This is a genomic window from Croceivirga sp. JEA036 (assembly GCF_011882165.1).
In the GTDB taxonomy this organism is placed as follows: Bacteria; Bacteroidota; Bacteroidia; order Flavobacteriales; family Flavobacteriaceae; genus Croceivirga.
Genome location: NZ_JAATON010000001.1, coordinates 767,589 through 781,149 on the forward strand (window position 1 = coordinate 767,589; position 13,561 = coordinate 781,149).

A 13,561-nucleotide genomic window follows, 5' to 3' on the forward strand; every position below is an offset into this window, starting at 1 on the left:
ATAAAATGAGTTAGTATTCTCAATGCTACTTGTGATTAAACCCCAATTAATAATCTCATATGAGTTATTGAGAAAATAACCAGAGAAATAAAAGGTGGATAAACTAAGGCATTTGCATCTAAAGAGATGGTATTCTGAAAATATACCCTATGAATTATGGAATTTATTTAAAGATTGATAGAATTTTGTCATTTTCTATCAGATTTCTCAATTTAGAAAAGGCTTTTTGTAGTGTGTTAGAAACGCTTTGAGTGCTTATTTCCATAACCTCTGCTATTTCGCTTATTTTAAGGTTGTTGTAAAACTTTAAATAGACTACTTCTTTTTGCCTTTCTGGCAACTTATTTAACATTAATGCAAGGTCTGTTGATTTTACTGAAGAAAAAGTTTGGAAATCTTCTAATTCGTCCGAATTAAAACAAAAACTACTACAGTTTTCAAGGTTTGTGATTTTTTTTAAATGTCCTCTTTTTTGCTCTAAACGTTTTAAAAGCATTCGCCTAAAAGAAACTAGTAAATAAGATTTTATATGCTTTACAGGAGATAAACTGTTTGATTTATTGTAGAGATAAATAAAAAAATCTTGTAATACTTCCTCGGTAAGCTCTTTATCATTACAAAATTTAACCCCATAGAAATAAAGGGGACTATAGAATTCCCTGAATAAAGATTGGAAAGCCTCTTTGCTTCCTTTTCTAAATTCTGACCATAAAATTTGATCAATCATTTCCATTTTAACAGTGTTCTATAGACTAATGTAGCTAATTAATGTTTTTTTAACAAAAAAGCATAGTTAAAATCATATCCTCGAACAGTTCAATTGTGAATTTGTAAATTTTTATGGTTGATAATTGGTATTGTACATTTGTGCTGGTATTAAATTTTTAAAATGAACAACCAAGAAGAAGAGGAGTATAGTGGTATTTGGATGAAGGTAGGATGCTTTTTATCTTCTCTAGCCTTAATTGGAATTCTTGTTTTAATAGGGTTAGGGGTGTATTTATTAATTTCTGGGGCTTAAAATCTTAAACTTCGGACTATATTTGCAGCCTTAATTTTTAGCACAAGAGCCTAAACCGAATAGAAGTATATGAAAGCAGGTATTGTAGGATTGCCTAATGTAGGTAAATCCACCCTTTTTAATTGTTTGTCTAATGCAAAAGCACAAAGTGCCAACTTTCCTTTTTGCACCATAGAACCTAATATTGGAGTGGTAAACGTACCGGATCCAAGATTAGAAAAATTAGAATCGTTAGTGAATCCGGAGCGAGTTATCCCTGCAACTGTGGAGATTGTAGATATTGCAGGTTTGGTTAAAGGAGCGAGTAAAGGAGAAGGTTTAGGAAATCAATTTTTAGGAAATATTAGAGAAACAGATGCTATTTTACACGTTTTACGCTGTTTTGATAATGATAATGTGGTGCATGTAGATGGTTCTGTAGACCCCATTAGAGATAAGGAGACTATAGACATGGAGCTGCAGTTAAAAGATTTAGAAAGCATTGATAAAAAGCTAGAAAAAGTAAATAGAACCGCTAGGACTGGCAACAAAGATGCTCAAAAAGAAGCTACGGTATTAACGGCAATTAAAAATGGCTTGGAAGCGGGTAAATCTGTGAGAGCCATAGAAGTGGAAGAGGAAGATAGGTTAGAGTTTGTTAAACCATTGCAATTGATAACAGATAAGCCTGTGATGTATGTTTGTAATGTGGATGAAGCTGCCGCTACAGAAGGTAACGATTATGTAGAAAAGGTAAAAGAAGCAGTAAAAGATGAAAATGCGGAAGTTATTTTCCTAGCTGTTGGTACAGAAGCGGATATAAATGAGCTTGAATCTTATGAGGAGCGACAAATGTTTTTAGAAGATTTAGGTTTGTCAGAACCGGGTTCTGCAAAGCTTATTCGCGGCGCATACCAATTACTAGATTTAGAAACCTATTTTACTGCTGGTGAAAAGGAAGTGCGTGCATGGACTATACCTGTTGGAGCTACTGCACCACAAGCTGCGGGAGTTATCCATACCGATTTTGAAAAAGGATTTATTCGTGCAGAAGTAATTGCTTATAATGATTATGTTACTTACGGTAGCGAAGCTAAAGTAAAGGAAGCTGGGAAAATGCGTGTAGAAGGTAAGGAATACATCGTAAAAGACGGGGACGTAATGCATTTTAGATTTAATGTGTAGAATAAGTATTCCGGATAATTTAAAAAAAAAGCCCAATTCTCTGGGCTTTTTTTTTGATTCCTACTACATTGTTACTAAAGCATAATAAGCTCTAAATCAAATATCAACAAAAAACCTGCTGTAATTGTTGATTATTTTATGCATGCATCATTTTGATTTTTCAATCATAATTATATATTCGTTGGGATAATCCCTCAAAGCATGTCGCAAACACAGTATACCGAAGATAATATACGTTCGTTAGATTGGAAGGAACATATTCGTATGCGTCCAGGAATGTATATTGGTAAGCTTGGCGACGGTTCTTCTGCAGATGATGGTATATATATACTTTTAAAAGAGGTTTTAGATAACAGTATTGATGAATTTGTCATGGGTACTGGTAAAACCATCGAAATAAATATCAAAGAAAATACTGTTAAAGTAAGGGATTACGGTAGGGGTATACCTCTAGGTAAGGTAGTAGATGTAGTGTCTAAAATGAATACTGGAGGTAAATATGACACCCGTGCTTTTAAAAAATCGGTAGGTTTAAATGGTGTTGGTACAAAGGCTGTTAACGCACTTTCTACATTTTTCAAGGTGGAGTCTGTTAGAGATGGCCAGGCTAAATCCGCTGAATTTTCTATTGGTAATTTGGTGAATGAAGATTTGGTAGAAACGTCTAAGCGAAAAGGTACGATGGTCACTTTTACACCAGACGAAACCATTTTTAAGAATTATAAATATAGGAATGAGTATGTAGAGCGCATGCTCAAAAATTACGTATACCTAAACCCTGGTTTAACTATTGTTTTTAATGGAGAAAAGTTTGTCTCAGAGAACGGCTTAAAAGATTTATTAGAAGACAATAACAATCAGGAAGATTTTTTATATCCAATTATTCATTTAAAAGGGGATGATATTGAAATTGCGTTAACACATAGTAAAACGCAGTATAGCGAGTCTTACCATTCTTTTGTTAATGGGCAGCACACCACACAAGGAGGTACGCACCAAGCGGCTTTTAGAGAAGCTATTGTAAAAACCATTCGTGATCATTACGGTAAAAATTACGATGCGTCAGATGTGCGCAAGTCTATCATCTCTGCCATTTCTATTAAGGTAATGGAGCCTGTTTTTGAGAGTCAGACAAAAACAAAATTAGGCTCTACGGATATGGGTGGTAATTTACCAACGGTACGTACTTATATTAATGATTTTGTAGGAAAGTATTTAGATAATTACCTGCACAAAAACGCTGACGTTCGCGAAATTTTGCAACGTAAGATAATGCAGGCAGAAAAAGAAAGAAAAGAGCTTTCTGGTATTCGTAAGTTGGCTAGGGAACGGGCTAAGAAAGCAAGCTTACACAATAAAAAACTTAGAGATTGCCGCGTGCATCTGGGTGATATGAAAAACGACAGACGTTTAGATACCACTCTTTTTATTACAGAGGGAGATTCTGCATCTGGATCTATAACTAAATCTAGAGATGTAAATACCCAGGCTGTATTTAGTCTAAGGGGTAAACCTTTAAATTCTTATGGAATGTCTAAGAAGATTGTTTATGAGAATGAAGAATTTAATCTTTTGCAGGCAGCCTTAAATATAGAAGATTCTTTAGAGGATTTAAGATATAATAACATTGTTATTGCTACTGATGCCGATGTGGATGGTATGCACATTCGTCTGCTGTTAATTACGTTCTTTTTGCAATTTTTTCCAGAACTTATAAGGGAAAATCACCTCTACATATTGCAAACACCACTATTTAGGGTGCGCAATAAAAAGGAAACGATTTATTGCTACAGTGACGAAGAAAAAGTAAAAGCAATCCAAAAACTAACAGGTAAGCCAGAAATTACTCGATTTAAAGGTTTGGGTGAAATTTCGCCAGATGAGTTTCAACATTTTATTGGTGATGATATTCGGTTAGAGCCAGTGATGTTAGATAAGGCTATGTCTATAGAAGCTTTGCTGCAGTTTTATATGGGAAAAAACACACCTGACAGACAAAAATTCATCATAAATAACCTTAAAGTAGAGTTAGACCTAATAGAAGATAACTAATTAATAACCAAACCGCCACACTAATCTTTAATGGAAGAGAATGAAGAATTAAACGATTCTTTGCAGAATACAGAAGATACTAAAGGAGAATCGCTTACCCGGGTAACGGGAATGTACAAAGATTGGTTTTTGGATTACGCTTCTTATGTAATCCTAGAGAGAGCAGTACCTGCTATTGAAGATGGTTTTAAGCCAGTACAACGCAGAATTATGCACTCTTTAAAAGAGTTAGATGATGGTAGGTATAACAAGGTAGCCAATGTAGTAGGGCATACCATGCAGTACCATCCACACGGAGATGCTAGTATTGCCGATGCTATGGTGCAAATTGGCCAGAAAGATTTGTTGATAGATACCCAAGGAAACTGGGGTAATATTTTAACTGGTGATGGTGCTGCTGCATCCAGATATATAGAGGCCCGTTTATCTAAATTTGCATTAGATGTAGTTTATAGTCCAAAGATTACAGAGTGGCAACTTTCTTATGATGGTCGTAAAAAGGAGCCAATCAATCTTCCGGTAAAATTTCCATTATTATTAGCTCAAGGTGCAGAGGGTATTGCGGTGGGTTTATCTACTAAAATTTTGCCGCACAACTTTGTAGAACTAATAGATGCTTCTATAAAACATTTAAGGGGTAAGAGTTTTAAATTGTTTCCAGACTTTCCTACAGCGGGTATCATTGATGTAACCAATTACAATGATGGTCTTCGTGGCGGAAAAATAAGGGTTAGGGCAAAAATTGAAAGCTTAGATAAGAATACGCTGGTTATTAAAGAAATTCCCTACGGTTCCAATACATCTTCCTTAATTGATAGTATTTTAAAAGCTAATGATAAGGGAAAGATAAAAATTAAAAAAATTGAAGATAACACCGCTGCTGAAGTTGAGATTTTAGTGCACTTACCAAGTGGTTTATCTCCAGATAAAACCATAGATGCATTATACGCTTTTACCGCTTGCGAATCTTCCATTTCTCCTTTAGCATGTATTATAGAGGATAACAAACCTGTTTTTATGGGTGTAACGGAAATGCTTAAGCGGAGTACCGATAATACGGTAGAAATGCTTAAACAAGAGTTGGAAATTCAGCTTAATGAGTTAGAAGAATCTTGGCATTTCGCATCTCTAGAGCGCATTTTCATAGAAAATCGAATTTATAGAGAGATAGAAGAAGAGGAAACTTGGGAAGGTGTTATTGCTGCTATTGATAAAGGTCTTAAACCACATACCACGCATTTACGTAGAGCGGTAACAGAAGAAGATATTGTAAGACTTACGGAAATAAGGATAAAACGTATTTCTAAGTTTGATTTAGACAAGGCGAAACAGCATCTAGATAGTCTAGAAGAGCGCATAGCAGAAACCAAGCATCATTTAGAACATCTGATAGATTTTGCAATTGATTACTTTAAAAACCTAAAAGCTAAATATGGAGAAGGTCGTGAAAGACTGTCCGAAATTAGGGTTTTTGATGATATTGAAGCTACCAAAGTTGTAATAAGAAACACAAAACTTTACGTAAATAGAGAAGAAGGCTTTATTGGTACTTCTTTAAAACGAGATGAATATGTTACCGACTGTAGTGATATAGATGACATCATTGTCTTTACCCAAAAAGGAGGGATGATGGTCACGAAAGTGGATAGTAAAACTTTTATTGATAAAGGGATTATCCATGTTGCGGTCTTTAAGAAAAAAGACAAGCGCACTACATATAATATGATTTACAAGGATGGTAAAGGCGGACCCAGTTATATTAAAAGATTTAATGTAACTAGTATGACTAGAGATAGGATGTACGATTTAACCAATGGTAAGGCTAGTAGTGATGTTACCTATTTTAGCGCTAACCCTAACGGCGAGGCAGAAGTTGTAACCATACACCTAAGACAATCTGGAAGTATTAAAAAACTGAAATGGGATATTGATTTTGCAGATATTTTAATTAAGGGTAGAGCCTCTAAAGGTAACATTGTTACCAAGTTTCCAGTAAAAAGAATTGAACTTAAAGAAAAAGGAGTTTCTACTTTAAAGCCAAGAAAAATTTGGTTTGATGATGTGGTAAGGCGTTTAAATACGGAAGAACGAGGAGAGCTACTTGGTGCTTTTAAAGGTGAAGATTTGCTTCTGGTAGCGAATCAAAAAGGATTTATTAAAACCATCACACCAGATTTAAATACTCGTTTTGATGAGGATATGATTCTCTTAGAAAAATGGATTCCAGAAAAACCTATTTCCGCTATCTACTATGATGGTGAAAAAGAAAGGTACTACTTAAAGCGTTTTTTAATAGAAAATACAGGAAAAGAGGAACTTATTATTTCTGACCATCCAGATTCACAATTAGAAATACTTTTGACGGATTGGAGGCCAATGGTAGAATTAGAATTCTATAAACCAAGAGGGAAAGAAGCTAAACCTAATGAGGTGGTAAATGTGGAGGATTTTATCGCTATCAAAGGAATAAAAGCACAAGGAAATCAACTGACTACATTTAAACTTAAAAATATCAATGCTTTAGAACCACTTCTTTACGAGCAAGAAGCCATTGAAGAAGAAATTGATATCAACGAAGAAGATGGGATTGATTTAGATGATGATGAAATAACAAATGGTAATCAGGATTCTGACCAAACCTCATTGTTTTAATGTAAATTTCAATTTATCTTAGAACCGTTTTAACTAACGCTAATCTTAAATATTTTATATGGACTTAACAAATCCGTTAGTCTACGGAGTGCCTGTTTTTATTGCTTTTATTTTAGTTGAGCTTACCTATAGTAAGACTCATGGAGATGACCATTTGTATGATTGGAAAGATTTAGCCGCGAGTGGTTTTATGGGGGTTGGTTCTGCTGTTTTAGGACCTTTATTTAAAATCATATTCATGGTAGTGTTGTTCAACGCTACATTTGAGTTTTTTAATCCTTTAGACGCAAACGGGGTAAGGCATCATTTGTTAGGCTATGAGTCTTTCGGCTATGCATGGTACGTATGGCTATTTTGTATGCTTGCTGATGATTTTACGTATTACTGGTTTCATAGAGCCAATCATGAAATACGAATTTTGTGGGCTGCACATATAGTGCACCATTCATCTGATAATTTTAACTTAGGAACTGCTATTAGAAACGGTTGGTTTACAATTCTTTACAAACCTCTTTTTTATATGTGGATGCCTGCCATAGGTTTTCCGCCAGAAATGGTAATTGTTTGCTTAGGAATAGAAGCATTATGGCAATTTCAACTGCACTCACAATACATACCAAAGCTGGGTTTTTTAGAAATGTTTTTAAACACGCATACCATGCATCAAGTGCATCATGCACAGAATGTGGAATATTTAGATAAAAATCATGGTGGGTTTTTAAACATATTCGACCGCATATTTGGAACCTGGAAAGAATATGATGAAGAAATAGAGGTAAAGTACGGGGTTATACATGCACCTAACTCATACAATCCTATAGTTATATTGACGCATGAGTTTAAAGATATTTGGAATGATGTAAAAAAGGTGGACAAAATATCACATAAACTAATGTACATATTTGGCCCACCAGGATGGAGTCATGATGGAAGTACCATGACCGTAAAACAACAACAGGCCCAGTTTAAGGAGCATAAAAAAAACTCCACCGTGGCCTTTCAAAGACCTAATTAATCTTCAAAATGCTGTTGTTCTTCAACAGCATTTGTTTTTTTATTCTTTTTCATTCGCATATCAAAAAACTCAACCATTAAGGAGAATGCAATAGCGAAGTATAAGTAGCCTTTAGGAATTACACCAACTTCTTGGTCAAATACAACTAAATGAGATAGGTGTGCTGCTTCAGCAATTAGCATAAAGCCAATTAGAATTAAGAATGACAATCCTAGCACTTGTATAGAAGGATGTCTGCTTACAAACTCTCCCACAGGGTTTGCAAAAAGCATCATAATTAATACAGATGCTATTACGGCAATTATCATTAAAATTAAGGCGTCATTTGGATTAGGAGATAAGCCATTTGTCATTCCTATCGCTGTTAAAATAGAATCAAAAGAAAAGACAATATTTATAATGGTAATTTGTACGATAGCGTTGGATAGCGTAGAAGAGCGACCTTTTTTAACTTCGCGCTCATCATGACCTTTATCTTCTATTTTTTCGTGAATTTCCTTGGTGCTTTTGTATAGCAAGAATAACCCGCCAGCAAATAAAATTAATGCTTGCCAGCTTATTCCACCGTGAATCCATTCGTGTTTTAGAACCCAGAACGGTTTTTTTAAAGAAGTAAGCCAAGAAATGCCAAACAGTAAAACTACTCTAAGAACCATTGCAAGAACTAAACCTATGTTAGTTGCTTTTTTACGGTCTTTTTTCTCGAGTTTGTCTGCGGCAATAGAAATAAAAATGATGTTGTCTATCCCAAGAACTATTTCTAAAAAGGTTAGCGTTAATAATGCAAACCAAGCATCGGGACTAGAAAAAATGTCGAACATAGTTAGTGTTTTTTAATTGCGGTTCCACGTAATTTATTTGTTTCGCCAACGGCGCTAAATTCAAATGTATAAGAACTGTCCGTAGTAGACAAGATTTTTATGTGGATGGCTTTTTCTTCTTCTCTGTTTTTTGGGTTTAAATTTTTAAGGACATATTCACAATCATTAATCCAACGAACGGAAGAACTATCTATCTTACCGTTAAAACGGTCAATTTCTAAATTGCCTTTTCTGGTAAATGTGGTGCTTGCACTATCCTTGTCTACAATCATTGTAAAGCTATATGTTCCGTCCTTATGAGCTTTGCAGTCACGTTCTATAGGCTCCATACAGGATAGCAGGGTAATCAAGAATAGTATGTAGGCTAAGCAATATTTCATAATGTAAATTTTAGCTCAAAAATACATCATTTTCTAGGGAGATATGTGTCAAAAGTACCATCGGTATAAAGCACCATTATTTGCTTAATTTCTTTTGTAGTATTTGTAGGGCTAATGGGCAGTTGGTTTTGTGTGTTTTCAGATTCTTGAAATTCACAGCCGCTCAAGTTATTTTGTTTATCCAAAGTAGCACTTGGGAATTCTCCTTTTCCATTTAAGAACCAATACAGATTTACTTCTGGATAGGTATTTATAAGCTTAAGTATAAAATCCAAGCTAGGTTTATTTCGACCGGATAGGAGGTGAGAAATACTAGAGCGTGGCACCCCTAGCTGATCCGCAAAGGCGGTGGAGTTTTGTTTATAGTATTCCATAATCTGTTTTAAACGGTCTATCATAGTGTTTACAAATGTAAATTATATCAATAGTGCAACAAATATCCGTTAAAAAATATTGCACAAAAAAACTGTATTATAGCTTTAATTAAAGTGTAATAATATATTGATATATAATTATATAGTGCTATATTTATAGAGCTTATTTACAATTGTAAAATTCACTATAAGATTAATCCTTTACTATTAATTGTGTCAAATAGATTTAATTCAGCGGTTTTTGTTTTATTTCGACCCATTTTATGGTATTTTATCGCATTTTCTTACATAATGTTTAAAAAAAGTACGGTTTTATTATGTTATATTTCTTAATTCATTAATTTTACTGCAAAATTTATCAAAAATGAGCAAAGTAAAACTTGACGAAATAGACCATCAGATTCTAGATATGTTGATTGACAACACTAGAACTCCGTTTACAGATATAGCTAAAAAATTATTGATTTCTGCTGGTACTGTTCACGTTAGGGTTAAAAAAATGGAAGAAGCCGGGATTATAAAAGGGTCTTCTTTAACCTTAGATTACGTAAAACTTGGGTATTCCTTTATTGCCTATGTAGGTATCTTTTTAGAGAAAACGCATCAAACCAAATTCGTTTTAGAGCGTCTTTCTCAAATCCCATATGTTACCGTAGCACATATTACAACCGGTAAGTTTAATATCTTTTGTAAGATTAGAGCTAGAGATACAACACATGCTAAAAATATCATTTTTAAGATTGATGATATAGATGGTATTAGCAGAACAGAAACCATGATTTCTTTAGAAGAAAGCATTAACGATAAAAAACGTTTAATGCACACTATTTTTAACGAACTATAATTGGTTTTATTTGAAAGCAAGTGAATTGTCTGTTTCTGAATATCCAGAATTTTACAGGCCTTATGTAGAAGTTTTAGGAGATTTGGAATTATCTAGTGCGCTAGAAGATTCCAAATCTTCTTTTTTAGAATTATTGCAATCTATTAATCCTGAGCAATTACAATATGCTTACGCAGAAGGTAAATGGACAGTAGCAGAAGCTATTATCCATATTATCGATACAGAACGTATATTTCAATACCGAGTATTGCGTTTAGCAAGAAATGATAAAACCGAACTTCCTGGCTTTGACCAAAATGTTTTTGTTCCTACTTGCAATGCACAAAACAGAAGTTTAGAAAGTATAATAGTCGAATACAAAGCAGTAAGGGAGTCGACCCTCAGCTTGTTTTATTCTCTAGATGCTCAAGCATTAGAGCGGTCATCCACTGTAAGTGGTGGTACTGTTTCTGCAAGGGCAATCCTATACATGATTGCCGGTCATCAATTACACCATGTAACTATTTTAAAAGACCGTTACGGTATTTAAGTTAAGCGGCATCAGACTTGTCAAAATCTGGCAAATCTGCTGTTGAATCCTCTTCCGAATTCATTTCACTTTCTATGGTTTCAGCAAAGTTGGTAATGAAGTTAGATAAGCTTTTACTTATTTTAACCAAGTAAATAGTATCCTCTGTTTTTACTTCTACTGCCTCTACAATTTCACCGCTCGGTTTCTGAAATATATAAATATCATCATCTCCGTAACCGTGAGGGTATCTGTCAATTAATTTTGCTGCTACTTCGTGGCTTAACTTTTTGTAATCTACAATTTTACGTTGCATAACTTTAGGGGTTTAAGTTGATACTCCTAAACTAGGAAATTCTTAAGTTGAATATTCCAAAGAGTTGCCAAGCAAGTAAAAATTGTTGGTGTAACTAGGGAAGTTTGTAGTAAGCAAATGCTTCCACTATAAGATGGTCAGGAATTTTAACATCTACAACCGCAGAACCAATCTCATTTAATAGTACAAAATTGATTTCTCCGTGAGAGTTTTTCTTATCGTGAATCAAATATTCCTTTATTTTTGGTATATCTTCATCGTTAATAACTACAAAAGGATAGTATTTTAACATGGTTTGCTTTATTTCGTCTAAATCGACTCTGCTTAATCCCGTAATTTTATGTGCTAAAAATGCTTCCATCACCATGCCAATAGCTATAGCTTCACCGTGCAATAAAGTTTCTTTTTCTTCACTATCTAAATAAAAAGATTCTATAGCATGACCTAAAGTGTGGCCAAAGTTTAATTTTTTTCTAATCCCATGTTCTTTTGGGTCTTCTGTAACAATATCACTTTTAATAACAACAGAACGGGCTATGCTTTCAGCATCTTTAGAAAGTCCTTCACTTCTTAAATCTTTCCAGTATTGTCGGTCTACAATTAGTCCATGTTTAAGCATTTCTGCAAAACCGCTTATCATTTGCCTATCCTCTAAGGTTTCTAAAAATTCTGGGAAAATTAGAACCATTTTGGGTTGCTGTATTACCCCAACCTGGTTTTTAAGAGTTCCTAAATCCACACCATTTTTACCACCCACAGAAGCATCTACCATTGCTAAAAGTGTAGTGGGAATGTTAATAAAATCTATGCCACGTTTAAAAGTACAGGCCACAAAGCCACCTAAATCAGATACCACGCCACCGCCAACATTTATGAGTAAGCTTTTACGGTCGCCCCCAAGTTCTGACAGTTGCTCCCACACATAAAGACAGGTGTGTATGTGTTTGTGTTCTTCTCCTGGAGTTATGCAGATTACCTCATCTATTTTATGGTCAAATAGTGTTTCAAATTTTGGTAAACAAAGTTTTTCTGTATTCTTATCTACTAAAACGAAGATTTTAGAATAGCCTTTTTGAACTATACATTGATTTAAGGCCTCTTTTGCAATTTGATTAAAATGAACTTCGTGAGCTTCCGTAACTACTGACTGCATATTTTTTAAATATTACTCAAAGAAAGAAATATTTTTGAAGATATATTTCTATAATACCTGCTTATATTCGCACCTTTATTATATTCTTAATTATGAAGCGAATTTTTGAGGATACTTCAATAGCGTTTCGCCTAAAGAGCGACTCGGAATTAGAACGTGCATTCTTTCTATTTAAATTAATTGCGAATCAGCCATTGGTGCGTATTGGTACGGCGGTCACTAATTTTGCACTCAATGCCAAATTGCCAGTAGAAGGATTGATACGTGCTACTGTGTTTGACCATTTTTGTGGAGGAGTTAACGAGGAAGATTGTATGTCTACCATAGATAGTATGTATGAGGCTGGAGTCTATTCTATTTTGGACTACTCGGTTGAAGGCAAAACGGTAGAGAATCAGTTAGATAGTGCTTTTGAAAAAATATTAAGGGTTTTAGACTTTGTAAAAGAGAAAGAGGCCATCCCTTATGCTGTATTTAAACCTACCGCATTTGCTCGTTTTGGATTGTTACAAAAGGTTAATGAGGGAATTGCTTTAACTGAAGAGGAAGCGGCAGAATGGCAACGCGTGGTAAATCGTTATGATAAAGTGTGTAAAAAAGCATACGATTTAGATGTGATGCTTTTAATTGACGCTGAAGAAAGCTGGATACAACAAGCCGCTGATCAATTGGCGTGGGAAATGATGGTAAAATACAATACAGAAAAGCCTGTTGTATTTAATACAGCTCAAATGTATCGTTGGGACCGTTTAGAGTATCTAAAACGTTTACATGCAGAAGCTAAAGCGTTTGGTGTTAAAGTAGGGATAAAAGCAGTACGAGGGGCTTATATGGAAAAAGAAAATGACCGTGCGGAAGAAAAAGGATATAAATCGCCCATCTGTAGTTCTAAACAGGCGACGGATGTAAATTTTGATGCGGCAATAGATTTTATGTCAGAAAATTTAGAAGTGTTTACCATTTTTGCTGGGACGCATAACGAAGAAAGTACCTACCGATTACTAGACATCATGAAAACAAAACAATTGGAGAACAATGACCAGCGAATTTGGTTTGGCCAGTTGTATGGTATGAGCGATAATATAAGCTATAATCTAGCGAATAATGGTTATAATGCTGCCAAATATTTGCCTTATGGCCCGGTTAAAGATGTGATGCCTTATCTTATACGAAGAGCAGAAGAAAATACTTCTGTAGCCGGGCAAACTTCTAGAGAATTAGAATTATTACGAAAAGAAAAGACTAGGCGTAATTTGTAAGA

General features: G+C 34.6%; 14 protein-coding genes. 8 read left to right on the forward strand and 6 right to left on the reverse strand.

The window, feature by feature from the left end:
- Positions 1-163: 163 nt before the first annotated feature.
- Positions 164-733, reverse strand: coding sequence for an RNA polymerase sigma factor (locus tag HCO57_RS03015; protein WP_136949975.1), 570 nt, complete (start codon positions 731-733; stop codon positions 164-166).
- A 156-nt stretch (positions 734-889) separates the two neighbouring features.
- Here HCO57_RS03015 and HCO57_RS16710 point away from each other — a divergent pair, with 156 nt between their 5' ends.
- From HCO57_RS16710 to HCO57_RS03035, 5 genes are all read left to right on the forward strand, one after another.
- Positions 890-1,021 (forward strand): hypothetical protein, encoded by a 132-nt coding sequence (locus HCO57_RS16710; protein ID WP_255578208.1) that lies wholly within the window; start codon positions 890-892, stop codon positions 1,019-1,021.
- Positions 1,022-1,090: 69 nt separating this feature from the next.
- Positions 1,091-2,185, forward strand: a complete 1,095-nt coding sequence (ychF, locus tag HCO57_RS03020) for a redox-regulated ATPase YchF (protein WP_136949974.1) — start codon at positions 1,091-1,093, stop codon at positions 2,183-2,185.
- A 201-nt stretch (positions 2,186-2,386) separates the two neighbouring features.
- Complete coding sequence (locus HCO57_RS03025; RefSeq protein ID WP_136949973.1) at positions 2,387-4,237, forward strand: DNA topoisomerase IV subunit B; 1,851 nt, start codon at positions 2,387-2,389, stop codon at positions 4,235-4,237.
- Positions 4,238-4,267: 30 nt separating this feature from the next.
- Positions 4,268-6,889 carry a DNA gyrase/topoisomerase IV subunit A gene (locus HCO57_RS03030; protein WP_167987782.1) on the forward strand — a complete coding sequence of 874 codons (2,622 nt, stop codon included), beginning with the start codon at positions 4,268-4,270 and terminating at the stop codon, positions 6,887-6,889.
- Positions 6,890-6,947: 58 nt separating this feature from the next.
- Entirely contained in the window at positions 6,948-7,904 is a 957-nt protein-coding gene (locus HCO57_RS03035; RefSeq protein WP_167987783.1) for a sterol desaturase family protein, read from the forward strand.
- On the opposite strand, the gene HCO57_RS03040 is transcribed toward HCO57_RS03035, so the two are convergent.
- From HCO57_RS03040 to HCO57_RS03050, 3 genes are read right to left on the reverse strand one after another with little or no spacing between them, the layout of a single operon-like run.
- Positions 7,901-8,725: a TerC family protein gene (locus HCO57_RS03040; protein ID WP_167987784.1), complete on the reverse strand. Its 825-nt coding sequence runs from the start codon at positions 8,723-8,725 to the stop codon at positions 7,901-7,903. The genes HCO57_RS03035 and HCO57_RS03040 overlap by 4 nt on opposite strands.
- A 2-nt stretch (positions 8,726-8,727) precedes the next feature.
- A complete protein-coding gene (locus tag HCO57_RS03045) occupies positions 8,728-9,105 on the reverse strand; it encodes a DNA topoisomerase IV (protein WP_167987785.1) in 378 nt (125 codons plus the stop codon).
- A gap of 26 nt (positions 9,106-9,131) precedes the next feature.
- Positions 9,132-9,479 (reverse strand): helix-turn-helix domain-containing protein, encoded by a 348-nt coding sequence (locus tag HCO57_RS03050; RefSeq protein ID WP_245167527.1) that lies wholly within the window; start codon positions 9,477-9,479, stop codon positions 9,132-9,134.
- 364 nt (positions 9,480-9,843) lie between these two features.
- Here HCO57_RS03050 and HCO57_RS03055 point away from each other — a divergent pair, with 364 nt between their 5' ends.
- Together HCO57_RS03055 and HCO57_RS03060 are read left to right on the forward strand one after the other, a co-directional pair.
- Complete coding sequence (locus HCO57_RS03055) at positions 9,844-10,323, forward strand: Lrp/AsnC family transcriptional regulator (protein ID WP_010517091.1); 480 nt, start codon at positions 9,844-9,846, stop codon at positions 10,321-10,323.
- A 10-nt stretch (positions 10,324-10,333) separates the two neighbouring features.
- Positions 10,334-10,852: a DinB family protein gene (locus tag HCO57_RS03060; RefSeq protein WP_167987787.1), complete on the forward strand. Its 519-nt coding sequence runs from the start codon at positions 10,334-10,336 to the stop codon at positions 10,850-10,852.
- Between the two features lies 1 nt (position 10,853).
- Here the strand turns inward: HCO57_RS03060 and HCO57_RS03065 are convergent, their stop codons facing one another.
- Both HCO57_RS03065 and aroB read right to left on the reverse strand, forming a co-directional pair.
- On the reverse strand, positions 10,854-11,147 hold the full coding sequence (locus HCO57_RS03065; RefSeq protein ID WP_167987788.1) for a hypothetical protein: 294 nt from the start codon (positions 11,145-11,147) through the stop codon (positions 10,854-10,856).
- Between the two features lie 94 nt (positions 11,148-11,241).
- The gene (gene aroB, locus HCO57_RS03070) at positions 11,242-12,300 is read right to left on the reverse strand and encodes a 3-dehydroquinate synthase (RefSeq protein ID WP_167987789.1); all 1,059 of its coding nucleotides are present in this window, start codon (positions 12,298-12,300) and stop codon (positions 11,242-11,244) included.
- Positions 12,301-12,392: 92 nt separating this feature from the next.
- Here aroB and HCO57_RS03075 point away from each other — a divergent pair, with 92 nt between their 5' ends.
- On the forward strand, positions 12,393-13,559 hold the full coding sequence (locus tag HCO57_RS03075) for a proline dehydrogenase family protein (protein ID WP_167987790.1): 1,167 nt from the start codon (positions 12,393-12,395) through the stop codon (positions 13,557-13,559).
- Positions 13,560-13,561 lie beyond the last annotated feature (2 nt).